Genomic DNA, 23,182 nt, shown 5'->3' with positions numbered 1-23,182 from the left:
CGGCTTTTGATTTAACTCTTCTGTTTGAGTAGCAAGCATCGCTTTAATATAATTATCATATTCTGCTTCGCTCCAGTTAAATTATTCAATAGTTTTATAAACTGATAATGCTATTTTCATCTTTTGTATGTTGCGGGGGTTCTTTTGCTCTATCGAATTTAGCCATCATATATAACCAATCATTTTCTAAGCTTTCTAACTCATCTGCTTCTTTGGTAAATTTGTCTAATTCAACAAATACGCAAGCATTTAAGTTGATGCTTACCGTTACCGACATTAATAGTTTGATGATAGCTAATACATTCTTTTTCCTCGGGCAATGCCTGAAGTCCAGAAATAATTACTACCATTACTACAGGAGCTAGATCAACATATTCTTTTCCTCTTTTTAATTGCGAAGAAAATGCTATACCACTGTCAAATGGTACTCTTGATAAAGAAGCATCGGCATAGCTATTTTGCATCTCAACAATATAAATATTGCCGGAGTTATCTTGAACTTTTACGTCTATTATACTCCTTGTATTCTGTCCTAAATCCGGCGCTTGTTCGTTTGAAATATACTCAAGGTTGATAATCCTTAACTCTTCAGGTAACCTCATAATATATTGAGAAAGCCTAGTCACCTTGTTTTATCCGTAAACAATTTTTTAAATGCTACATCATTTGTTGGGTCTAAATATATCTTTGCATAGTTATACTTACTGACAAGCTAAGCATTCTGCGTAGTTACCGGCTTCTGCTAACTTATCGTTTTGTTCCTCTAAATCTTTAAAATCGGCCTTTAATACGTCATGTGAGACCTTATCGGCTCGCTGTATTGATGTCGATCGACAGTAATATAAACTTTTTACTCCTTTTGTCCAGGCTTTAAAATGAATATTATTTAAATATTTCTTACTAACATTCCCTGGTAAAAAGATGTTTAAAGATTGTGCTTGCGTAATGTAAGGAGTACGATCGCTTGCCAGTTCAATGAGCCAATTCTGATCAATTTCGTAAGCGGTTTTGAAAACCTGTTTTTCTTCTTCGGATAAAAATGTTAAATGTTGTACTGATCCTTCATGTGTTGCAATCGAAGACCAAACTTGATCATTATTAAATCCTTTCTCTTCTAATAACTTTTCTAAATGTTTGTTACGCACGTTAAAAGAACCGGTTAAAGTCTTTTGTACAAAGCTATTAGCGGCAAACGGCTCTATCCCGGGTGAGGCATTACCTGCTATTACCGAAATTGAGGCGGTAGGTGCTATTGCGGTTTTATTGCTAAATCGTTCATTACTTCCTGCATCTAGAGCATCAGGACATACTCCTTTTTCTTTACCGATTTCTATTGAGGCTTTATCAGTTTCAGCAGATATATATTCAAATATTTTTTTATTCCAAACTTTTGCCATAACCGATTCTATCGGTACTTTTTTCATTTGCAAAAATGAGTGGAAGCCCATTACGCCAAGTCCAACGCTTCGCTCACGTAAAGCCGAATATTTAGCTCTTGCCATAGTATCCGGTGCTTTATTAATAAAGTCTTCTAAAACATTATCAAGGAACAACATAATAGAATGGATAAATTCTTTATCGTCTTTCCACTCTTCGTAATACTCTAAATTTAAAGAGGAAAGGCAGCAAACAGCAGTTCTTGACTTGCCTAGATGGTCAATTCCCGTCGGCAATGTAATTTCGCTACAAAGATTAGACATTTTAACTTGAAGCCCTAATTTTTTATGATGCTCAGGGATAGATTTATTAACACTATCGATAAATAACAAGTAAGGTTCACCTGTTTCTATTCTAGTAGTTAATAACTTAACCCATAAATCTCTTGCTCTAACTTTATTGACGACTTTTTTGGTAGCAGGACTAACAAGGTCAAAATCCGTATTGTTTTCAACTGCTTTCATAAATTCATCGGTTATAGCTATACCGTGATGAATATTAAGAGCTTTACGGTTAACATCTCCGCCTGTCGGACGTCTTATATCGATAAATTCTTCAATTTCAGGGTGATTAATAGGCAAATATACAGCCGATGAACCTCGTCTAATAGAACCTTGCGAAATAGCAAGAGTCATAGAATCCATTACTTTAATAAACGGTATAATACCAGATGAATGACCTTTATCACGAATCCCTTCATTAATAGCACGAACATTACCCCAATAACTGCCAATCCCACCACCGCGTGCAGCAAGCCAAACATTTTCTGTCCATAAATTTACTATATCGTCTAAGCTATCATCGGTCTCATTCAAGAAGCATGAAATAGGAAGTCCCCTACCCGTTCCGCCGTTACTTAAGATTGGTGTTGCTGGCATAAACCACATTTTACTCATATATTCATATAACTTCTGAGCATGCTGTTTATTTTCGGCATAATAACTAGAAACTCTTGCAAATAAATCTTGAAAATCCTCACCTTTCATAAGATATCGATCTCGCAGAATAGCTTTACCGAAAGGAGTAAGTAAATTGTTATGGTTGTTGTTTATAGTGATTTGAAATTTATTTTTTTTAAACGTGTTCATTATAGGTACTAATGGGGTTGTAGGATTTATAATGCTTATTTTGAAAAAATGACACCATATTCAGTGTATAGAAGCTTCACTTAAGTAGACACGAGAATAATAATTTATTCAATATAAATATTTATTTTTTTTTTAGATTTTTGACTTGACACAAATCACTCTTGATTACTATATAGCATTGTTTGTACATATATTATACTTTCTTAAGGCACAAACAGTCTTATCCTGCGGAAGTAAGGTAACGTTGAGTGGTTCCTGGTTGCATTTTCGCGTAGACATAAGTTTAAGGATTGATTCCATCGCTGTCATCTCACGATCAAGTCACAGCGTAACAGAAAGAAAACTGATCCATGCAACAAGACCTTATCTATAGGGGAATAACATTAAATACATTCTCTATCATTCGTATTAAGAGACCTATCGGTGTAACCTCATCCTTATATTCACCAATAAACTATGCAACAAACGTGGCGTGTCGGCTACTCTCCAATCAACTTCTACAACATAATATCCTGGCTCTCTATCTGGAAAAGTTACTTCAATCATTTTAGAAGGAACTAATGTATGATCCCAGTAAGGAAATTGATCAGAAAGTTCACTATAAATTTCTTCTAAATCATCGTGTTTCAGTCTATTTGCAAAGGTAAACTCTGCTTTTGTCATTTGCACTATATAACAGCAAGTTTTATGTGATACAGTATAATCCCATGCTATTGTAAGTTTTTTCTTACCTTCTAATGGTATAGTTTATCCAGTTAAACATTGGATCTTTTAATTCCGCTCTTATTTCTTCATTAGTAGCATTTACCCAATCTGTATCATCTGTACGCCCACCATTAAGAATATGCCCATCTAGTGGTAGCGGTTCCCCTGCGACATCATTTCCAAAACGCTCATCACTTCCTTTCCCTGTTTCAAATTCGTTAAGTTTCCACTCTTCATCTATTAGCTTCTTATCTACACAAACTTTTCCCATTGTGTAAAGCGGGAATATTATTCGACCATGTTTTGGAGTTGGTGGATTGTGTTGTTCTTCATTTTTCATAAATTCGACCTTTATTTAAGTTAAAAATATTAAGTAACTACAAAATACTAAATGTAGTTATAGTAATATAAAACTTAAATTGTTTTTGATATTATAATAAAAATACAGCTTCATAATACTGGACAGCCATGTCTAGCACCCTAGGAGTCAATCCATGCAAGCAACAAAGTTAGAACCTAGGCTCAAGCATTTTGATTGTAAAGATTTTTTATTATATAGCCATGGCTGGGTTACGGTAATAGTGTCTTGAAACGTGCTGGCAGCAGCAAGAGGTTGTGACGGCAGACGTGCATATACGGTATAGTTTTTTGTGACCGGTTCAAGACCTAGTGTATAGCTATCGGTAAATGTTACAGTACTACTAGTACCGTTACCGATGATTTGAGTAAAACCGCCATCTTTATACAAATTATAATTCAGCTTACGTACCCCATTAATCATATTTCTTGGGTTATAAATATTAGCAGCTCCCGTACTGAAAGTGACGGTATAGCTAACAAGTAGTGATAATAAAGCACTACAAGTAACTGAAGCAGTAACGGAAGTTGTGCTAATGGCACCGACATTAAAACTACCGAAATTTACGGTTGGAACTGACGGATTACATGTTGCAAGTAACATCATAGCATTTCCTGACATAATCATGTTGATTAATAATATTATTATTGATTTCTTGACATTGCTTAAAAAGAATTTGTCATACCGTGGTAGTCAAGCCACGGTATGACAACGGAGCGTTTTTAGTTCACACAGGAGTAACAATAAGTCTTCATTTGCATATTGCTTCGCCTAAATCAATTACAGGGTCATTTAAATCTCTATTAACCGGTACGCTAAAATGACAGTATTTATTATTCTCCGCATTCTCGTCACAAATAGAACCGTTTAATACTTCAAGATCTTTAATATATATCTTACCGTCATAGCCTACAAATATTTCTTCATCTAAACCTTCAATACTCACGTACTATCAAATACTATCATTTCAATGCTTTTAATTATTTTAATATTAAAGTCTAATAATACCGCTGATTTTGTTCTTGGAGCAACTTTCAAAGCAATTTCTTCAAACTCTGTATTAAGAGGTAGATTTTCATCATCTAGTCTTATTTCGGAAGGAACATACGGTGTTAAGTTAGGTACAAGCATTTTACCTTTATCATCGGTATCACCCGCTATTATTATAAACCCCGACATTCTTTAAACTATTTACTTTAATCAAAGCAAGACCTCTGTTAATCGGTCTTGTCTCATAACAGCTTTTATCAATAGAGAAAATTCCTCCTTTGATATTAAACTGTTTCATTATTGCGGTATCATTTTTCTGCAGATAAACTCCAATATCATTATTTTTACCGTTACGGTTAACTTGTACATTGTAATTTGTAGCTTTAGCTTTGGATCAGGTTAGCATTATATTCCCATCCCATATTTGAAGTAATCGGCGAGGAAACACCAAGTTGCTTTGTATGATATTTATTTTGATATAAATCGGTCAATGAAATGCTTTTATTGGAATCTAAATTTAAGTTAAATGGTATATAGGCAAAATTATTTTTACTTTTACTGTTTAAAGCGGTACCTATAGTAAAACTTAAGAAACCTTTTTTAGTAATATTTCTTTGATAAGTTGATGATAATATATTTGAGCATTTACCTTTTTGCATTGTGTTATTTACGACAAAAGACAAAAAATTAACACTTATATTACCAAAATCGGTATTACCACAACTAGCTGAAATGCCTATAATAAATTTCCGATTTTTAAATTATTACCCCTACTGCTCCATTATTTTTTAAAAATTCAAAATGTCCGCCGCTTGTTAAATAATCATTCATACCAAGCATATAATCAGTATTTAGAATTTATAAGCACTGCTATATATAGTAAAATCTTGTCTTTGAAAACCTGCTTAGTAAGAGAAATGTGAAAGCCCGGAACGTAATAAGCTCGGTGATGCGTAATAAGGAATAGTAATTGTCTACACTTTACCGGTTATATCTTGCGTTTTAACTATTAAATCACCTCTACCGGTGATAACCGGAATATTGGTTATATCAAAATCCCCAATATGAGCTTTAGCATTATATATAGGTATACTATTTGAAAATATCTCTATACTGCTTGGAAGTTCTGATTTCCCTCTAAAATCCAGTAACGGATAGGTAACTAAATTCGGTCTAAATGCAAAGTTAGTAGTATACTGAATACCGGCAAATCTAGTGGAGTTAGACCAAGAAGACACTTTAGTTATGCTATTATCCCCTACCCACCAATTAGTCATCTTATTCACATTCTCATATGTCCAATTTGTGTCTAAACGTGTAAATTTATTTTGGTTTTTTGTGGTATTTGTGATTTTAGAAAAATTTGATTTAACGGCTTCAGTTTGAAATAAGAAACTATAACTATACACCGTGTTCAGTGAAATAATTGAGCTCCTCTACTCCGGCTAAATAATTAATATCATCATTTGGACTAAGAGTCACATCATAGTTTAAATATACCACACTAATAAGTTTAGTATCGACGTTCTTCATAGGACCACCTGAAGCATCAAATGATTGAGGTTGAATTTTTCTGCTGGAAAAGTAATATTTAAATCTAAATTCTCAAAGTTTAAATCATATTTAGTACCCTCAAGCAAATCTAAATTAATATATGCAGTATCATGATAATTCACTAAACCCTGCTTAAGATAATCTTCTTGAACATCAAAATGTTCTATATCTTCAAGAGGAATTAAATAATGACCTTGAGCGTTGCACTATAGTCGGCAATATATCGGTTTCGGTATAATTAACTTCTAACGAAACCATAAATTCACTCTCACCCGCAATTTCATTAGCGCTATTCTCAAATTCTACTGCTAGAGGTAATTGGGGCAATAACCCTAACTCCTAATCCTCATGTACGTTTGTATCCGCTGCGATTCAAGGCGAAGTATCACCAAGAGATTCAGAGATAACTCCACCTGCAAAACTCACCGGTATAAAAAAATAATACCTATGAAAACTGATATTATTGTATTTAAAAAGCACATTGCTTTAATTTATTTAGTTTTAAAGATTTTTAACCTGATATTGTTATAGCTATACTATGCTGAACAACAAGATCTACTGTAGAGGTAACACTATTCTCTAACTTCACTCTACGAGGTAATCCTTTTATAACAATTCTATAGTCTTCTGCTTTAGTAGAATAATTCTGTGTGTTTTTTAAAGCTACCCGTATCAATTGTATTTTACCATCATGTAAGGTAAACGTTACCGGAGTTGCCACTAAATCTTGAGTTTCTTTATATTCATACCATCTTTATATGTACACTTTAAACGAATTAATTGAAACTTTTTAGGTGCATAATCATTATTTTGCACCGTCATAGTCGCTATTCTATTACTATATATTGACAGGTACGATAGTGGCACTGGCAAAAGAATTAAAAGTCAAGAATATAGATAGGATAGGTAGAAATCTTAAAAAATATTTATATCAATATGCCACGATTATTGTAATTGTATCATTATAAGTATCGGAAGGAACATTTGCTCCTTGAGGTATTTTGCCGTATATTGCGAGCGTTTGATCTAGTCCTGTTCCCATTACCCAGTCACCTGATTGATTGCCCCAATTCTGCGTTCTCCCTGCATGGGAGTAAAGATTATAAGGTAAATAACTATTAGTATTAATAAGACCAATCATTTTCGGGTACTAGTTGTAGCAGCAGGTGCAGTACCGGCATTTAATGAAACAGTATAATTAGTACCTAAAGTACACTTTATTATAATTGTATTTGTTTGCAGAGCATCGACAGTTGGAACATACGTACCGAAAGCTAAAGGAGTAGCCGAACTATACAAGACGGTAAAACCATCGTACTAACAAGGAAAAAAAGCATTAGCGGAGGAGGCAAAACTATTGCCCGTACTTATAGTTAAGATAATAAAACCGATAATATTTTGTAGAATCTTAATTTTCATAATTAATTATAAAAATAATTAATTTCTATTATTAATCTTTTACAAAGTTTAACGATTTTACAAGGCTAGTTTAAGAAATGGTTATATTTAAATATGAATTGATGATATGTACCCCACAGAATTTGTTTTGGTTTTTCTTTAAATTTTATTTTTTTACATTAAAATATTATGAATATAACCCAAATTAGCTATAAATAGATTCTTTATATAGAAAAATTACAAACAGATAAAGAATCTATTATAATTACCAAAAGCGATAGGGAAGTAGCACAAATATTACCTATAAATACTAAAAAAATCTCATTATTCGGTATGCTGCAAAACAAAGCCGAGATAAAAGCGGATATATTAGAACCCGTAGAAGAAAAGTGGAATGCAGTACAACCTTTAAATGCACCTCGTCTAGTATAATATCCGACAGTTTTTAAAAATCCCTCTGAGAAAGTGTTGGATTTCTATAAATATACTCACATAACCATTGATTATTTTCTCAATATCCAATAAAATCCTTTTTAAAATTTAAATATAAAAAGTATGCATAATACTGATGTTGTAATAATAGGTGCCGGTCCGGTTGGATTATTTGCAGTTTTTCAAGCAGGAATGCTTGGCATGAAGTGTCATGTTATTGATGCACAAGAAGTTATCGGCGGTCAATGTATTACCCTATATCCTGAAAAGCCTATTTACGATATACCGGCATATCCTAAAATTGTAGCAGAAGAGCTAATAAAACAGTTAGCACTTCAAGCAGCTCCTTTTAACCCTATATATCATTTAAATCAGCAAGCTATAGAGCTAAATAAACAAGATAATTTTTTTGAAATTAAAACCTCAAAAAATACTCTTATTAAAAGCAAAGTTATTATTATTGCAGCAGGAGCAGGTTCATTCGGTCCAAACAAACCGCCCCTTGCGAATATTGAAGATTTTGAAAGCAAGTCAGTTTTTTATTTCATCAATGATAAAAGCAAGTTTGCGGGTAAAAATATAGTTATAGCAGGCGGCGGGGATTCGGCTGTTGACTGGGCTATTTCTCTTTCAGATATTGCAAATAAAATATATTTAGTACATAGGCGGGATAAATTTACGGCAGCTCCTGAAAGCGTAAGGCAATTAAGGCATATTGCAGAAACCGATAAAATCGAGTTAATAACCGGTTATCAATTAAATGCTTTAGATGGTAATAATAGTGAACTTCAATCGGTTATAGTTAAAGATTTACAAAATAATACTCGCAAATTGGATACCAATATATTACTACCTTTTTTTGGGTTAAAACAAGATTTAGGTAGCTTAGCAAATTGGGGGTTAAATGTTAAGCTTCACCATATTGAAGTAGACTCTTCCTATTATCAAACTAATATAGAAGGTATTTACGCCATTGGCGATATTGCTCATTATGTTGGTAAGCTTAAGCTGATTCTTACGGGTTTTGCTGAAGCGGCAAGCAGTCTTCATCATGCTTATAGTAGAGTATTTGACGGTAAGGCTCTACATTTTGAGTATTCTACTACCAAAAATACGGGGAAAAGAAGTAAGAGCGTGACTAAATAAAGAGATCGTCATTGCGAACAACCGTAGAGAACATGACAATCTCATGAAACAATAACAAACTCCTGAGATTGCTTCGTCAATTACTTACGTAATTTCCTTGCAATGACGTTAAAACTGAACGGAGACAAAAATAAGAGTGAATAATATAATTGACGGTAAAGCATTAGCCAATGAGATACTAGCAAACTTAAAGCTAGAAATTCAAGAACTTACAAGCCAAACCAACGCTTCACCAAAGCTTGCTATAGTCCTAGTAGGCGATAATCCGGCAAGCATTATTTATGTAAGAAACAAAATAAAAAATGCACATCAAATAGGAATTTATACTTTATTAATAAATCTATCTGCTACTATTCATACTAATGATTTAATATCAAAAATCAATGAGTTAAACCTTGATAACGAGATTTCAGGAATTATAGTTCAGCTTCCTTTGCCAAGCTCCATAGATAAAAATAAAATTTTATCGGCAGTATCGCCTTCTAAAGATATCGATGGTTTCCACCCTTTAAATGTCGGTTACTTACATAGCAGAATTAGTCAAGGCTTTATTCCCTGCACTGCTCTTGGTTGTCTTGCAGCTATAAAAAAATACGAACCTAATTTAACCGGTAAAAATGTTGTAATTATTGGACGCTCAAATATAGTAGGCAAACCTTTAAGTGCTTTACTGTTAAAAGAAAATTGCAGCGTTACTATTTGTCATTCTAAGACACACAATTTACGCTCTATTACTTCTAAAGCCGATATTGTTGTTGCTGCAATAGGCTCACCTTTAAAATTAACTGCAGAATATTTTAATCCTGAATCTATAGTAATTGATATAGGCATTAATAGAATTAGCAGCAATAAAATTATCGGTGATGTTGATTTTGCAAATGTTCAGTCTAAAGTACGATATATTACTCCCGTCCCAGGCGGCATCGGACCGATGACTATTGCGTTTTTACTTAAAAATACGGTTAAGGCATTTAAGGATTCATTATATACTCTTGATACGTAAAAAGTAGATAGACGACGCCAATTTTTCAAATTAAACGAGTATCTTATAAACATTTGCAAGTTCTACATAATGTCTTACATTATCTTGCATATATTCTAAATCTTGATCGGTTAAATATCTAACAAATTTTGCAGGGGATCCCATCCATAATTCTTGAGATTTAATTATCTGGTTTGGCAGGATAAGACTGCCTGCAGCAATAAAGGCATATTCTTCTATTACTGCATAATCCATTATCGTAGCACTCATACCGATAAAAGCATTATTATGTATTGTACAGGCATGAATAAGAGAGAGATGACCGATAGTTATATTATCGCCTATTTCTACCGGTCCGTTAAACCTTGAAGCATGAATTACACTACCGTCTTGTACGTTAGTATTATTTCCTATTTTTATCGATTCAACGTCGCCTCTAAGAACCGTATTAAACCAAATGCTTGAATTACTACCTATTTCAACATCTCCTATTAAAGAGCTGCTTTCGGCAATATATGCACTTTTATCGATTCTTGGCGTAACTCCTTTGTAAGGGATAATGAGCATTAATTATAATCTACCCAAGAAATATTACCGTCTTTACGATAATAAACTATATTGATACGATCATTATTTATATTTTTAAATACTAATGCAGGTAAATCTTCTAAATCCATTTGCATTACCGCTTCTTTTACTGATAATTTTAATATTTCTACAGGCTTTTCAGCGATAATTGCCGGATTATCATTATCTTCGGCGTTAGAGGTTTCACTATCAGATTGCGGATTAATAATATATTTGGTACCTTCGTAAGCAATTTCTGATATTTTTACTTTACCCGCATGATGATTTTTGAATTTTGATTTATATTTTCTAAGCTGTTTTTCTAGTTTTGACATAGCTTTATCAAAAGCTACATATATATCACTACAACTATCATTACTTTTGACTATATTATGTTTACCGGAGCCATATTTTACTATAATATCACATTTAAAGTTAATTCCTTCTTTTGAAAAATGTATATCTATATTTATTATATCGGTAAAATATTTTTTAACGACTTGCGTAGCCCTCTCTTTTGAATATTCTTGTAAATTATTACCGATAGAAATATGTTGACCTGAAACTGAAATAATCATAAATAACCTTTATAATCTGAAATAATTAATATATAGGCGTTACTAAGTAACACCTATACAATTAATTTATATTTAGAGTAATTTCAAGTTTTATTACAAATTAATTTATTTAAACTTTAGCCGTAGAGTTTAGGACGCTTATCCTTATTTTGTTGAGATTTAATGAGTTTTTTAGCAGTCTTTCTTATATAATTAGGCTCAATTCCAATTTCTAAGCAGGTAGCATTAAAATTTTCATTATTTTCAACAAGCCATTTTTTAGCGTTATATTCTGCTTTTGTTGCCTCTTTCTTGGTAGAAGTATTAGTTGCATCTATTATTGCCTGCATAATAATAGCACTTCTAAGAGCAATATCGGGTATAGAATTATAAAGTGTAATACGCTCAAAAGGAGTAGTTAATTTAATGACATATGGTTTAGTCATATAAAACCTCTAATAATTATTAATAAAGTAAGATTTTATTACAATAAATGTAACTACCAGGTTTTTCTTTTTTAACAAAGGCCTTAAAAAGTATAATAATTTTCAAGGCTTCAACTAGTAGTGACTAATTTGGATTAATAGAGATATCTAGTAATTATAATATTAGGAATAAGCTAGATGTTAGGTTCTGTATATTTTTTGATAAAATACGATATTTTACTCTTGCAGAAATAGAAAAATTGTTATATACATTGTTATCTTTTACGTATACTCAAATGATTTCAAGCATTGAATTTTATTTTGAGATGTGAGTACCCGCAGCCTATACTTAATAGATGAAGATGCAATCCTTGATAAAATGAAAGAGCAATACTTAAAAGCAGGAGAGTATAAGGGGGTGTAGCTCAGTTGGTTAGAGCATCTGCCTGTCACGCAGAAGGCCGCGGGTTCGAGTCCCGTCACTCTCGCCAACCCCTTTCAGGTTTTGGGATTTCCTGTCGTTTTCTAAAAAATTCATATGCTCCTTTTATTCGCCTTTTGTTTTAATTGTTATATTAAACTCTTTTAAATTTTGAATTTTAAAATATTATAAAAAGCTAACTTTGTATATGCCTTAAAGTAACCTCAACTCATTTGTTCACACTTTTAGTTAAATTTCTATTGTATTCTTAAAACTTCTTATTATGATTCTATCTATAAGCTCATTTTTAACAAAATTTATAGAATTTAATAAGAAAATAATTATGTTTAGATGCTTTCAACCCTCAAATCAAGAATTAATAAGAACTATACAGAAAGAAAATACCGCAAAAGCACAAAAATTAATTGCCGCAATAAAATTAATTGCCGCAATGGGTATTACTGAATTAAGTAAAGTTAGGGATATTTATATTAGCATTAGCAGGGCTATTTGCAGCATCCGTACCTATGAGTTACATTACCGTCACCTATAAAATTCAATGTACCGCCTACACCGCCGGTGCTAAGTACTGCTCCATTTGCTCCTACGCTACCGGTTAGCGTAACCCCATCTGCTAAAGCTAAGATAGAGCCATTCTTATTTAAAGCTACGGGAACAAATACATTAGCTGAGAACGTAATGGGGACTGCTCCGATATTTATGAGTTTTAAGCTGCTGCCGTTAGTTCCAATCGTACCGTTAACATTACCGCTTTGTATTGTCAGTGTGCATTGGTTATTTCCTTGGTTATGTGCAGAGGTCGTAACTGAACTTGGTCACACCATTTACTATTAACTCACCATCTGCTCTAAATAATATGTTACCACCCACTCCTAGGTCTAAAACTTGGTTAAATGTTACCTGCTATTCATACTAAGTAACTGCGTAAATACCATATTATCGACTACGACATCACCTGCTTCAGTCTACTATGAAATTCTTAAGGCGATGAGTATTCTATAGTATAAGGTCCACCGTTATTTGCTATGGTTAGGTATTTTGTGATTGCTCCTATTCTCACTATTCCATATTCATCATTGCCAGATTTGTTTAAATTATTATTTTAGCAAATTTACATTCCCATTTGCTGCATCTATTGTATATATCGTATTATCCGCTATTCTAATATCACCTATATCTCCGGCACTTGGATCATTGATTGTTAAATTAGCATTTATTTGTATTTTTGCTTTTATAGCGTTTAATAATGCAACATTGAAATTAATATTAGTAGCTTTTAATATTGTAGAATTAAGGCCGCCCCAAGTAAAACGTTTACTGCGGCTAATGAGCCTATATTACCTATATCGCCTGTTATTATGTTACTACTACCAAGATCATGAGCTAGATTTAGTATCCCGTGACCGTTAACTCCGGTAGTATTATTTATATTACCTGTTAACGTTGTGATATTGCCGTCAAAAAGAGTAAGTATAGAGTTATTGTTAGTAAGATTTATATTTGCAGCATTAATTGTAATATGACCTGCTCCAGACATATAAATCTGTGCTTCCCCGTTTCCTAGATTTATTCCAGCAAAGGAAGAGAGTCTATAATAATAGGTGAGCTCAAGATAGTCAGGAATTAAGCAAGAAAAATCGCATTTTGATTGAAAAGTCAAAAAGAATTACTTTACTATAGCTTATATTAATTTAATATGTGTTGACTATTAACAAATCTCTATTTATTTATCGGTGTTCCTACCAAAGCATGCTTAAGTACTTGATCAATATTTGATACAGATATAATTTCTAGGCTTTCTTTTATATTCGGCGGTATATCTTGCAAATCTTTGACATTTTCTTCAGGAATCAACACGGTTTTAATACCTCCCCTACTTGCAGCAAGTAACTTCTCTTTAAGACCACCTATAGGTAAAACATTGCCTCTTAAAGTAATTTCACCAGTCATTGCTACAGTACGATGTACAGGTATTTTAGTCATCAACGAAACAATAGTCGTAAACAAAGCACAGCCAGCAGACGGTCCATCTTTTGGAATAGCTCCAGCCGGTACGTGAATGTGAATATCACAATCTTTATAATTGTCGTACTTTAATCCAAAATTTGTTGCTCTACTTCTAAAACAACTATAGGCAGCCATTGCCGATTCTTTCATAACATCACCGAGTTTTCCGGTGGTCTTTATTTCACCTTTCCCTGGAAATGCTAAAGCCTCTATAGTTAAAAGCTCTCCGCCTACTTCAGTGTAAGCAAGTCCCGTAGTACTTCCTATTTGATCTTCTTTCTCGGCAAGCCCGAAATTATATTTCTTAGCTCCTAAAAATGCTTCAAGATGATTACTATCTATGGCGATATGCTTAACACTTTTATCTGCTAAAATCTGCTTTAATGCTTTTCTAGTTAATGCCCCTATTTCACGCTCTAAAGCTCTTACACCTGATTCCTTGGTATAATATCTAATTAAATCCAAAATTGCCGCCTCGGATATAGTAATTTCATCTTTTTTGATTTTATGCATTTTAAATTGTTTTGGAACTAAATAATTTCTGGCAATTTGGAGCTTTGTTTCCTCTACATAACCGGAAATATATATTTTTTCCATTCTATCACTTAAAGCTCTAGGTAAATCATGAGAGTTAGCAGTAGCAATAAATATTACATTTGATAGATCATATTCTACTTCTAGATAATGATCAACAAAGTGACTATTCTGCTCAGGGTCTAATACCTCAAGCAAGGCGGATGCCGGATCACCTCTAAAATCAGAACTCATTTTATCGATTTCATCAAGCAGCATTACAGGATTACTAGTCTTAACTTTCTTAAGTTGACCTAAAATTTTACCAGGCATTGATCCAAGGTAAGTTTTTCTATGCCCTCTGATTTCTGCTTCGTCTCTAACACCGCCGAGCGCAAGTTTAGTATATTTTCTGCCCATTCCTTCGGCAATAGATTTTACAAGTGAAGTTTTACCGACCCCTGGTGGACCTATTAAACATAATATAGGTCCTCTAATTTTACTTGAACGCTGTAATACCGCTAAATATTCTATAATTCGTTCTTTAACTTTTTCGAGTCCAAAATGGTCACGATTTAAAATTTTCTCTGCTTGGTTAATATCTATTTTGCTATTATCATACTTACCCCAAGGCAGGCTAAGCAATGTCTCAAGATAGTTACGCGTTACTCCCGACTCCGCTGACATTTGGTTCATAGTACGGAGTTTCTTAAGTTCAGCCTCAGCTTTTTCTTTTGCTTCTTTTGATAATTTTAAACTTTTAATTTTTTTCTCAATATCGGCTAGTTCTGATTTATCTTCATCAAGCTCTTTTTGAATAGCTTTCATTTGTTCGTGCAGATAATAATCACGCTGCGTTTTTTCAATTTGCTTTCTTACTCTTTGCTGCAATGCCTGCTCGGTTTCTGAATTTACTATATTGGAAGTAAGGGTACTAATAACCGTAGTGATACGCTTAAAAGGACTAGTTTCTTCTAATAAATGCTGCTTTGCCTCAAGTGAAGTTATCAAATGTGAGGCTAATATATTTATAATATCTATGAAATTAGTGCTATTACTTGTTTCTTTATTGATAGTTTCAATAATTTCTGCATTAACTTTCTTATCATTAATCGCATATTTACTAAATAGTTGTACTGCATTATCAACGAGTGAACGCATGTTATTAACGTCACATATTTCTTCATCTGGAATAATTTCGTAATTTGCTTCAAAAGCTTCGTCGCCTTTGATATTGCTTAGCTTTACTCTTGCTACTGCTTCTATTAAGATTTTTGCCGTATTATTAGGCAGCTTCACTATTTGGATAATCTTGGCAAGTATAGCTGTGTTATAAAGTTCGTGTGTACTAGGGTTTTCTTGATCAAATTTTTTCTGTAAAGTTACTAAAATATATTTACTATTATCTTCCTCGGAAATGGTAGTATGAGAGAGTGCTTGCAACGATTTTGGCCTACCCACAAAAATAGGAGCAATTACTCCCGGGAATACTACCATATCTCTCAGTGCCATTAACGGAAGGGATTTTTTATGCATCAATTAAAACCTTTTAAAATTTCTAATTATTAACTATATAATATAGTATTAACCTGATTTCAAGCTACCATTATTAATTATATTTATGAATTTATTACTACAACCTCCTCAAAATGTAGCAGCCGCACATAATAGAATAAAACAATATCTACATTTAACTCCGATCGTTCACTCTGAAAGCTTAAATGAGATGCTCGGTCATGAGATTTTTTTTAAGGTTGAATCATTACAAAAAACCGGTGCATTTAAAGTTAGAGGCGTGTTAAATCATTTATTAGAATTAAAAGACCAAGGAAAATTACCTGATAAAATAGTCGGTTATAGTACGGGTAACCATGGAATTGGTCTTGCTTATGCGAGTAAATTATTCGGTATTAAAACAAGGATTTATTTACCGTTAAATACTTCAAAAGTAAAACAGCAAGCAGCTCTTTATTACGGCGGTGAAGTTATATATACATATACTCGACAAGAAGCGGAAGAAAAAGCAAAAGACGATGAAAAGCAAGAATTTTACTATATGCATCCTTCCGATAGTGATTCTACAATAGCAGGAGCAGGCACGTTATGCTATGAAGCATTACAGCAGCTAGGTTTTAGTCCTGATGCTATTTTTGCCTCTTGCGGCGGCGGCGGTTTAATTTCTGGCGCATATCTTGCCAAGGAATTAATATCACCGACAAGCTTGTTAATAGGTTCAGAACCTTTAAATGCCAATGATGCTTATTTATCTATTAAAGATAATAAAATATATAGATTGAACTATGCTCCGAATACTATTGCGGACGGTCTTAAAACCTTGAGTATATCAGCTCGTACATTTGAATATCTGAAAAAACTTGATGATTTTTATTTAGCAGAAGAATATGAAATATATTACTGGACAGCGTGGCTTACTCATTTACTTAAAGTAATATGCGAACCATCAAGTAGTATAAACATGGTTTCAGTGGTAAATTTTTTAAAAACACAATCCAAACCTCAAAAATTACTAGTACTAATCTCAGGCGGTAATATCGATCCTATTCTTTATAATGAATTATGGAAAGAGGCGTATTTAAGCATCTCACCTAAATCTTTCTGTTCTGATGTCATTTCTACGAAAGCAGCAATCTAGTAATATTTCATGTCATACTGCAACTTGATCGCGGTATCTTAGAACTCAGCTGGTGATACAAGACCCCGTGGTCACGCCACGGGGTGACAATAAAAATCTAGATTCCCGCTTTCGCGGGCATGACATAGAAGCAATGTAACAACGCCTCCTCACAATGATGAAGTTATATTAAAATTTAACCCTTTCTTCTTACTGCTTCTTGATTTTTAGTAGAAAGATTAGGAGTGATTTGCGGAGGTTTTATATTAGAACTTCTTAGTTTTATTAAATCTTCAAATATGGTTTTATCAAATGCTATTGGATTGATTTTTCTGAGTTCCGCTAAATTAAAATTATTAATTTGTTGCGGTTGAACTATAATAGGCTCACCCGTAACAGGAATTAAATTTTTAAATTCAGGATTAGTTGCTACTTTATCTTTATTTTCATTTAAAAATTTTGTTAGACCTGCAGCAATGTCAGGATTTGTTAAAGCATTTGAAAAGATTTTATCATTAATTGTCTTCACTACATATTCATCACTCAGAGTAATATATTTATCTACAACTTTTCCTAATCTTTGTTCCAAATAGTTTCTACCGGTAAATATCTGCTTAAATTTTTCCCATAAAGAAGTACCTCTATCATTAATATCTTTTAATTCAGTGGCTATTTTAGTACTATTCTCAGTGAGATAAGTAGAATCTAACTTATTTAACTTCCTTATGATTTCAGGATTCTTTATACCTGATGAGTTAGTAAGTATAATAATTTGTTCTAATTGCTTACTAATTTTATTATTTTTTTCTAATCTATTAATAACCTGCTGTACCGTATAAGTGGCTGCATTTTGTAATGCCTTAAATTCCACTTGAGATAATTGATTTACTCTTGGGATAAACTGCTTACTATTTTTATTAAATTTCTGGTTTTGATCTCCTTGCATAATAAATTTTTCATATTTCTCAAGTTTGTCTGGAGTGTTTTTAGGATCTTGTTTTAAGATTTCTATAGCTTGATCTTTTACAGCCTGTACATATTGCTCTTTAGGTATAGACTTTCCGCTTACGGCTATTAATGCTTCTTTAGTTGCTCTTATAGGATTGGCAAAGATTTCTTCTTCATCTTCTATACCCATCAATGATAATGCATCAAAAGGTCCTCCTGTATTTAGAGGAAGTACAAAACCCTTAAGTGCTGCTTCAGCCCTTGCGACATCAAACTTTAGCTTATCTGCTACACTAGGTATTAGTTTTATATCTTGTCCTAAATTGATATGCAAGTTATCTACTAATTTTTGTATATCTTTATTTTCTACAACTTCACTAATAATTTTACTGGCAAGTACTTCAAGCGTACTAGTGATATATTCTTCAGATTGTAAATATTGTTGAATAGGATCGAGAGTAACAATATTTTTATTCAAAGTATCTAATCTCCTATCTACGTTTTTTATATCAACTATTTTATCTTTTACTGCAGCCAATATCTCAGTCACTTCATCGTTTTTTTTAATAGTATCATCTATATTAGTTATAATCTCTGCCATATAATACTCATTATTAAGTTATTTGATATAATGAACAATTATCAAACTTTTTAAAAATTCGCAACTATATTATCATATAAATCACTACTTACTATGCCCTGACTGTTGCCCACTCTCTCTACTTTTATTAAGGTTTTCAACATGAGATATAGGGGGTGATATAGAAGATTTATAGCCTTGGGGTATTGTTTTATTTTGCTTTACAATATTTGGTGCTTGTTTTTCTCTTTGTGGTGCTTCCGACAAATTTTTCGTTTCTATATGTAAACTATTACTTTTTTCAAAGTTAGCAAATGCTTTATCTATATTTTTTTGAGCATAATCCGTACCGGTAAAAACTGCTACTATTCTTTGGCATAGCTTAGGTTTGGTTACTCTTTGTAATGCTAATGCTATACTTTCTCCCCCCATCCGTGTGTTCCTTAAATATCCAGGATTTAACTCTGCTAATACTCTTTTAATACCGTTAACAAGTGCAGAATTGCTGTTCTCAAGTAATGGGGCAAAATTCTTGATAATTTCTTTACCTTGCTCTATCATTTTTTCAGACGGTAGTTTACTTATCGCTGGTAATAAAGTTTTAATTATATTAGGCTCATTTACTCCTAACTCATTAATAGACGATAAAGCTTTTGCTCCTTTTTCATTTGTTTGAAAAGTAATTTTTAAAAATTCAGCTATCTTTAATGCTGCTTGTGTTAATGCTTCTACTTGTTTTGGATCATTAATTTGCTCTTGTTTATCAAGTTTAGGGATAGTATTTTTAGTAAGAAATTTTCTGTAGTTACCTAATGTTGTTTCTGAAACATTTTCTTTAAGGCTATCTAATGTTTTATCTATTAATTTCTCTCTATATTGTTCTTTAGATATTTTTTGGTTAGCTAATTCTAACATAGCTTTTTCTAATGGTTTTTTAATATCCATCACTTCATCTTCGCTTAAGCCATTATGTTTTTCGTCGTTCATCTGCTCTACTTGAGATTTACTTAAATCTATGGCAAACCAATTTAAAATTTATGAATGAAAATTAATTAAAACTTATAAAAAGAATTGTATTTTTTCATAGAAGAGGTCCTGATCGTAATTTCATCAGGGATTTCAGTTATGAACCTTGAAGGGTAAGAACGGACTATTTCATAAAATATTTTTCTGCTTTCAGCATGAGTAATGTAGAGATCTTTTTTGGCTCTCGTAATACCGACATAAGCAATGCGGCGTTCTTCTTCTAAGCCTTTTTCGCCATCTTCGTCTAGAGATCTTTGAGATGGAAATACCCCCTCTTCCCAGCCCGGTAAAAATACCACGTCAAACTCAAGCCCTTTAGCTGCGTGCAGGGTCATTATAGTAACCGAGCCACCGTAATTGGTTTCAAGCACTTCATTTTCCATAACTAAGCTTGAATGTTCGATAAAATCATGAACATCGTTAAATTCAGCAATAGCTCTAAGCATTTCGTTAATATTTTCGATTCTACCGAATGCTTCTTCGGTTTTTTCTTCTTGAAGCATTTCAAGATAACCGGAATCATCAAGTATTGCTTTAACTACGTTTATTGGAGCATCTATACTAAATCTTTCGTACCAATTATCGATTTTAGTAACCAAATCTTTTAGAGTGTCATATGATTTTGCTTTAATCTCACCTATTTCTAGCATTTCTTTAATGGCTGCGAAATTAGAAATATTTCGCTCAAGTGCATAACCTCTAATTTTACTTAAGCTAGCTGTACCTATTGCCCTTTTTGGCACATTTATAATACGCTCAAGTGCTAGATTGTCATTTTGATTCAAAGATATACGGATATAAGCAAGCACATCTCTTATTTCCATACGTTCATAGAACCGCAAACCGCCTATAATTTTATAAGGCATAGCACTATTTATAAACGCTTCCTCAAAACTTCTTGTTTGAAATCCGGCTCGTACTAATATTGCAATATTGCCGGCATTATACCGGTTTTCTCGCACTAACTTATCTATTTCACCGGCTATATATCTTGCTTCTTCTTTATCACTCCAACACGAGATAATTTTTATCTTTTCACCGTTTTCCCTATCCGTCCATAACGTTTTACCGTGACGGTTTTTATTATTATTGATAACATTGAAAGCAGCAGCAAGTATTGGCAAAGTTGATCTATAATTCTGCTCTAATTTAATAATTGTTGCACCTGCAAAATCTTTTTCAAAACGTAATATATTCCCGACTTCTGCTCCTCGCCAACCATAAATAGATTGATCATCATCCCCTACACAGCAAATATTTTTATATAAACTTGCGAGCATTCTTGCCCATAAATACTGGACAACGTTAGTGTCTTGATATTCATCAATTAAAATATATCGATATTTTTCTTGGTAATATCTTAGTATTTCAGAGTTTTTAATAAAAAGCTCATTATTATAAAGTAGCAAATCTCCAAAATCTAAAACATTAGAAATAAGTAAATTTTTCTGATATTCTTCGTATACAAGTTTTGCAACCCTCTGCAACGGTAAATTAGTATCTGATACTGATAGTTTAGTTGGTAATAATCCTTGATCTTTCCATCTAGAAATTACGATATGTATTAATTTAGGAGCATATTTTTTAGTATCAATATCTTTTAGCTTTACTATATCTTTCACTAGTTTTAATTGATCATCATGACTAATAATAGTAAATCTATTATTTAAACCAAGATTTAAATGCTCAATCTGGTCACGTAATATCCTAGCTGCCATTGAGTGGAAAGTGCCTATATTAAGACCATAGCAATTAATTAGACTATTAACTCTTTCAGCCATTTCTTTAGCAGCTTTATTAGTAAAAGTAACGGCTAGAATATTTTGAGGTGAGGCTAAATTTTGGTGAATAATATTAGCTATTCTTGAGGTAAGTACCTTTGTTTTACCTGTCCCTGCACCTGCAAGCAATAAAAGTGGTCCTTCAGTGTGAAGAACTGCTTTTTGCTGCTCTGGATTTAATGTATTTATGAAATCTTGATTTTGCATTTATTTTAAGGATGTTGTGCTATGGCTCTACTATATCATTGCCGCTTTTGTGGGAATGACATTAAAGCATTAAAATATCACCTTATTCTTCTTAGATTTTTAATAATATACGAAATAGTAATTATCGGACTACAAATAATTATTTTAAATAACCTAAAATAAGAGCTTAAATTTCTATCTTCAATAAACCAATTATATAAATCATTTATAGGTTTAATCTCAGCAGGAATAATATATTGATCTTTAAATAATGCTTTTAAAACTCTTTTTGCCTGTTTTGCTTCTACTTTACGCTCTATTGTTAAGCTTTGATCATGTACTCGGTAGAAATATAAAGATTCCGGTATATGAGCAAATTTCGTAACAAGCCCAAACCTTAGCCAATATTCATAATCATCCACTAACTGTATATTTTCATTATATCCACCTACTTGCCTTGCTAAATCGGCTCTATATAAGAAACATGCACCGACGCAATCTCTAATCGGTAAAAACTCAGGAGGTTCTTGATAAAGTCTTATTCCTACTTTACCGTGGTCATCAATCAAAGTATAATCAGTATATACAAGCCCTATCTCAGGTGAATTATCAAGTATCTTAACCATTTTTTCTAAAGCATTTTCATGGAAAAGATTATCATCTGAAGTCCAAGTAAAATACTCTCCCTTGGCCTCTTTAAAAGCAATATTAAGACTTGCCGGTAATCTTTTATTGGTCTCATTTACTATTACCTTAATACGTGAATCCTGCTCTGCATATGTCCTAGCTACTATAACGCTATTATCTTTTGAGCAATCATCAACAATAATAAGCTCAAAGTCTTTAAAACTTTGATTAAGGCAACTCTCAATAGCAAAAGGTAATAGCTTCTTTCTATTATAAACCGGTAAAACTATTGAGATTTTTGGAAGATTACTATGCATGTCCTCCTAACATATCAAAAGTATTTAAACTATTAATTATATTTTCTATTAGTTCTGATTCTTCAGCTTTACATCCATCTTCAAGGATTAATAATATATTGCTTAAAGCATTATTAAGCATTTTGGGTATTATAGTATTTTGCTCTTCAAACCTTTTAATTAGTTGCATCAAAGGATCAACATATTCAATTGTTAACGATTCTTTATATTGAGCAATAGCTCGGCAAGACAATCAGATACTGCCCATAACAAAAGATCAGCTCCTTCACTATCTATTAAATCAAATACTTCATAAATTTTTTCAAGTTGTACTTCAATATTATCTACAAGCACTAGCATAATTTTTACTATTTAGATTATTATATTTTCTATGTCATTCCCGCTTTCGCGGGAATCCAGAAAAAATAATCTTAATACTGCTACAAAGAATTATATTTTTTATATTCTTTACTAGATTTCTGCTTTCGCAGGAATGACATAAAAG

General features: G+C 32.6%; 30 protein-coding genes, 1 tRNA gene and 3 pseudogenes. 7 read left to right on the top strand and 27 right to left on the bottom strand.

The window, feature by feature from the left end:
• Window positions 1-94 precede the first annotated feature (94 nt).
• The 17 genes and pseudogenes from BG75_RS09845 to BG75_RS09820 all read right to left on the bottom strand — a co-directional run bounded on the left by BG75_RS09845 (window position 95) and on the right by BG75_RS09820 (window position 7,431).
• A complete protein-coding gene (locus BG75_RS09845) occupies window positions 95-277 on the bottom strand; it encodes a hypothetical protein (protein WP_062811500.1) in 183 nt (60 codons plus the stop codon).
• On the bottom strand, window positions 231-626 hold the full coding sequence (locus BG75_RS08995; RefSeq protein ID WP_217284879.1) for a PD-(D/E)XK nuclease family transposase: 396 nt from the start codon (window positions 624-626) through the stop codon (window positions 231-233). The genes BG75_RS09845 and BG75_RS08995 overlap by 47 nt, the downstream gene beginning before the upstream one ends.
• Before the next feature lie 75 nt (window positions 627-701).
• Window positions 702-2,525 (bottom strand): ribonucleoside-diphosphate reductase subunit alpha, encoded by a 1,824-nt coding sequence (locus tag BG75_RS03815; RefSeq protein WP_062811498.1) that lies wholly within the window; start codon window positions 2,523-2,525, stop codon window positions 702-704.
• Between the two features lie 417 nt (window positions 2,526-2,942).
• The gene (locus BG75_RS03810; protein ID WP_368072223.1) at window positions 2,943-3,197 is read right to left on the bottom strand and encodes a chitin-binding protein; all 255 of its coding nucleotides are present in this window, start codon (window positions 3,195-3,197) and stop codon (window positions 2,943-2,945) included.
• Window positions 3,198-3,252: 55 nt separating this feature from the next.
• Window positions 3,253-3,570 carry a hypothetical protein gene (locus BG75_RS03805; protein WP_012150837.1) on the bottom strand — a complete coding sequence of 106 codons (318 nt, stop codon included), beginning with the start codon at window positions 3,568-3,570 and terminating at the stop codon, window positions 3,253-3,255.
• A 147-nt stretch (window positions 3,571-3,717) separates the two neighbouring features.
• Complete coding sequence (locus BG75_RS03800) at window positions 3,718-4,194, bottom strand: spore coat U domain-containing protein (RefSeq protein ID WP_062811878.1); 477 nt, start codon at window positions 4,192-4,194, stop codon at window positions 3,718-3,720.
• A 145-nt stretch (window positions 4,195-4,339) separates the two neighbouring features.
• The gene (locus tag BG75_RS03795) at window positions 4,340-4,534 is read right to left on the bottom strand and encodes a hypothetical protein (RefSeq protein ID WP_041472436.1); all 195 of its coding nucleotides are present in this window, start codon (window positions 4,532-4,534) and stop codon (window positions 4,340-4,342) included.
• Entirely contained in the window at window positions 4,531-4,767 is a 237-nt protein-coding gene (locus tag BG75_RS03790) for a fimbria/pilus outer membrane usher protein (RefSeq protein ID WP_062811497.1), read from the bottom strand. Before BG75_RS03790 ends, BG75_RS03795 begins: the two co-directional genes overlap by 4 nt.
• Window positions 4,739-4,876 (bottom strand): hypothetical protein, encoded by a 138-nt coding sequence (locus BG75_RS09840; RefSeq protein WP_252903641.1) that lies wholly within the window; start codon window positions 4,874-4,876, stop codon window positions 4,739-4,741. The genes BG75_RS03790 and BG75_RS09840 overlap by 29 nt, the downstream gene beginning before the upstream one ends.
• Window positions 4,877-4,961: 85 nt before the next feature.
• Window positions 4,962-5,261: a hypothetical protein gene (locus tag BG75_RS07375; RefSeq protein ID WP_252903640.1), complete on the bottom strand. Its 300-nt coding sequence runs from the start codon at window positions 5,259-5,261 to the stop codon at window positions 4,962-4,964.
• A gap of 291 nt (window positions 5,262-5,552) precedes the next feature.
• Window positions 5,553-5,987, bottom strand: a complete 435-nt coding sequence (locus BG75_RS03775) for a hypothetical protein (RefSeq protein WP_062811496.1) — start codon at window positions 5,985-5,987, stop codon at window positions 5,553-5,555.
• Window positions 5,980-6,111 (bottom strand): hypothetical protein, encoded by a 132-nt coding sequence (locus BG75_RS03770; protein ID WP_062811495.1) that lies wholly within the window; start codon window positions 6,109-6,111, stop codon window positions 5,980-5,982. The genes BG75_RS03775 and BG75_RS03770 overlap by 8 nt, the downstream gene beginning before the upstream one ends.
• Window positions 6,108-6,254: a hypothetical protein gene (locus tag BG75_RS09835; RefSeq protein WP_252903639.1), complete on the bottom strand. Its 147-nt coding sequence runs from the start codon at window positions 6,252-6,254 to the stop codon at window positions 6,108-6,110. The genes BG75_RS03770 and BG75_RS09835 overlap by 4 nt, the downstream gene beginning before the upstream one ends.
• Before the next feature lie 49 nt (window positions 6,255-6,303).
• Entirely contained in the window at window positions 6,304-6,459 is a 156-nt protein-coding gene (locus tag BG75_RS09830) for a hypothetical protein (protein WP_252903638.1), read from the bottom strand.
• Window positions 6,460-6,643: 184 nt separating this feature from the next.
• Window positions 6,644-6,954 (bottom strand): annotated as a pseudogene (locus BG75_RS03760) (fimbria/pilus periplasmic chaperone).
• Between the two features lie 109 nt (window positions 6,955-7,063).
• Window positions 7,064-7,273 (bottom strand): spore coat protein U domain-containing protein, encoded by a 210-nt coding sequence (locus BG75_RS09825; RefSeq protein WP_084777213.1) that lies wholly within the window; start codon window positions 7,271-7,273, stop codon window positions 7,064-7,066.
• Window positions 7,270-7,431 (bottom strand): spore coat protein U domain-containing protein, encoded by a 162-nt coding sequence (locus tag BG75_RS09820; RefSeq protein ID WP_252903637.1) that lies wholly within the window; start codon window positions 7,429-7,431, stop codon window positions 7,270-7,272. The genes BG75_RS09825 and BG75_RS09820 overlap by 4 nt, the downstream gene beginning before the upstream one ends.
• Window positions 7,432-7,749: 318 nt before the next feature.
• Between BG75_RS09820 and BG75_RS09815 the strand changes: the two genes are divergently transcribed.
• The 3 genes and pseudogenes from BG75_RS09815 (at window position 7,750) to folD (ending at window position 10,111) form a co-directional block, all read left to right on the top strand.
• Complete coding sequence (locus BG75_RS09815) at window positions 7,750-7,962, top strand: hypothetical protein (protein WP_062811493.1); 213 nt, start codon at window positions 7,750-7,752, stop codon at window positions 7,960-7,962.
• A 123-nt stretch (window positions 7,963-8,085) separates the two neighbouring features.
• Window positions 8,086-9,092, top strand: a pseudogene (locus BG75_RS03745) (NAD(P)/FAD-dependent oxidoreductase).
• 152 nt (window positions 9,093-9,244) lie between these two features.
• Entirely contained in the window at window positions 9,245-10,111 is an 867-nt protein-coding gene (gene folD, locus BG75_RS03740; RefSeq protein ID WP_062811491.1) for a bifunctional methylenetetrahydrofolate dehydrogenase/methenyltetrahydrofolate cyclohydrolase FolD, read from the top strand.
• A gap of 30 nt (window positions 10,112-10,141) precedes the next feature.
• On the opposite strand, the gene BG75_RS03735 is transcribed toward folD, so the two are convergent.
• The 3 genes from BG75_RS03735 to BG75_RS03725 all read right to left on the bottom strand — a co-directional run bounded on the left by BG75_RS03735 (window position 10,142) and on the right by BG75_RS03725 (window position 11,660).
• On the bottom strand, window positions 10,142-10,657 hold the full coding sequence (locus BG75_RS03735; RefSeq protein WP_062811490.1) for a gamma carbonic anhydrase family protein: 516 nt from the start codon (window positions 10,655-10,657) through the stop codon (window positions 10,142-10,144).
• Window positions 10,657-11,235, bottom strand: coding sequence for a ribosome hibernation-promoting factor, HPF/YfiA family (gene hpf, locus BG75_RS03730; RefSeq protein WP_062811489.1), 579 nt, complete (start codon window positions 11,233-11,235; stop codon window positions 10,657-10,659). The genes BG75_RS03735 and hpf overlap by 1 nt, the downstream gene beginning before the upstream one ends.
• 116 nt (window positions 11,236-11,351) lie before the next feature.
• Window positions 11,352-11,660: a hypothetical protein gene (locus tag BG75_RS03725; RefSeq protein WP_062811488.1), complete on the bottom strand. Its 309-nt coding sequence runs from the start codon at window positions 11,658-11,660 to the stop codon at window positions 11,352-11,354.
• A 393-nt stretch (window positions 11,661-12,053) separates the two neighbouring features.
• Between BG75_RS03725 and BG75_RS03720 the strand changes: the two genes are divergently transcribed.
• The 3 genes from BG75_RS03720 to BG75_RS08990 all read left to right on the top strand — a co-directional run bounded on the left by BG75_RS03720 (window position 12,054) and on the right by BG75_RS08990 (window position 12,915).
• A tRNA-Asp gene (locus BG75_RS03720) sits at window positions 12,054-12,130 on the top strand.
• Between the two features lie 273 nt (window positions 12,131-12,403).
• Window positions 12,404-12,613, top strand: coding sequence for a hypothetical protein (locus BG75_RS03715; RefSeq protein ID WP_252903636.1), 210 nt, complete (start codon window positions 12,404-12,406; stop codon window positions 12,611-12,613).
• Window positions 12,614-12,639: 26 nt separating this feature from the next.
• Complete coding sequence (locus BG75_RS08990; protein ID WP_217284877.1) at window positions 12,640-12,915, top strand: hypothetical protein; 276 nt, start codon at window positions 12,640-12,642, stop codon at window positions 12,913-12,915.
• A 442-nt stretch (window positions 12,916-13,357) separates the two neighbouring features.
• On the opposite strand, the gene BG75_RS09810 is transcribed toward BG75_RS08990, so the two are convergent.
• Both BG75_RS09810 and lon read right to left on the bottom strand, forming a co-directional pair.
• Window positions 13,358-13,741, bottom strand: a complete 384-nt coding sequence (locus BG75_RS09810; protein ID WP_252903635.1) for a hypothetical protein — start codon at window positions 13,739-13,741, stop codon at window positions 13,358-13,360.
• 59 nt (window positions 13,742-13,800) lie between these two features.
• Window positions 13,801-16,137: an endopeptidase La gene (lon, locus tag BG75_RS03700; RefSeq protein WP_062811486.1), complete on the bottom strand. Its 2,337-nt coding sequence runs from the start codon at window positions 16,135-16,137 to the stop codon at window positions 13,801-13,803.
• A gap of 85 nt (window positions 16,138-16,222) precedes the next feature.
• On the opposite strand from lon, the gene BG75_RS03695 reads away from it, so the two are divergent.
• On the top strand, window positions 16,223-17,254 hold the full coding sequence (locus BG75_RS03695) for a serine/threonine dehydratase (RefSeq protein ID WP_062811485.1): 1,032 nt from the start codon (window positions 16,223-16,225) through the stop codon (window positions 17,252-17,254).
• A 175-nt stretch (window positions 17,255-17,429) separates the two neighbouring features.
• Here the strand turns inward: BG75_RS03695 and BG75_RS03690 are convergent, their stop codons facing one another.
• The 5 genes and pseudogenes from BG75_RS03690 to BG75_RS10600 all read right to left on the bottom strand — a co-directional run bounded on the left by BG75_RS03690 (window position 17,430) and on the right by BG75_RS10600 (window position 23,037).
• Complete coding sequence (locus tag BG75_RS03690; protein WP_062811484.1) at window positions 17,430-18,782, bottom strand: hypothetical protein; 1,353 nt, start codon at window positions 18,780-18,782, stop codon at window positions 17,430-17,432.
• 84 nt (window positions 18,783-18,866) lie between these two features.
• Entirely contained in the window at window positions 18,867-19,748 is an 882-nt protein-coding gene (locus tag BG75_RS09805) for a hypothetical protein (RefSeq protein WP_252903634.1), read from the bottom strand.
• A gap of 65 nt (window positions 19,749-19,813) precedes the next feature.
• Window positions 19,814-21,775, bottom strand: a complete 1,962-nt coding sequence (pcrA, locus tag BG75_RS03675) for a DNA helicase PcrA (protein WP_062811482.1) — start codon at window positions 21,773-21,775, stop codon at window positions 19,814-19,816.
• 77 nt (window positions 21,776-21,852) lie between these two features.
• On the bottom strand, window positions 21,853-22,698 hold the full coding sequence (locus tag BG75_RS03670; protein ID WP_062811481.1) for a glycosyltransferase: 846 nt from the start codon (window positions 22,696-22,698) through the stop codon (window positions 21,853-21,855).
• Window positions 22,691-23,037: pseudogene (locus BG75_RS10600) on the bottom strand (hypothetical protein). Before BG75_RS10600 ends, BG75_RS03670 begins: the two are co-directional and overlap by 8 nt.
• Between the last annotated feature and the right edge of the window lie 145 nt (window positions 23,038-23,182).

The organism is Rickettsia endosymbiont of Proechinophthirus fluctus (genome assembly GCF_001602635.1).
Lineage (GTDB): Bacteria > Pseudomonadota > Alphaproteobacteria > Rickettsiales > Rickettsiaceae > Rickettsia > Rickettsia rickettsii.
The sequence above is the reverse complement of the archived record's forward strand: the minus strand, read 5'-3'. Positions and strand labels throughout refer to the sequence as shown.